Genomic DNA, 205 nt, shown 5'->3' on the forward strand with positions numbered 1-205 from the left:
TGGTGGAGGATGACGGGATCGAACCGCCGACCCCCTGCTTGTAAGGCAGGTGCTCTCCCAGCTGAGCTAATCCTCCATTTTGCCTGGCAACGTCCTACTCTCGCAGGGACAAGGTCCCAACTACCATTGGCGCTAGAGAGCTTAACTTCCGTGTTCGGTATGGGAACGGGTGTGACCTCTCTGCCATCATTACCAGACTATATTC

The 205-nt window shown here is 55.1% G+C and carries 1 tRNA gene and 1 rRNA gene; both read right to left on the bottom strand.

Annotated elements, in window-relative coordinates:
* A tRNA-Val gene (locus AC0IXC_RS29485) sits at positions 1-76 on the bottom strand.
* A gap of 5 nt (positions 77-81) precedes the next feature.
* Positions 82-197 (bottom strand): 5S ribosomal RNA (gene rrf / locus AC0IXC_RS29490).
* Positions 198-205 lie beyond the last annotated feature (8 nt).

Source organism: Bacillus sp. AC266 (genome assembly GCF_979253805.1).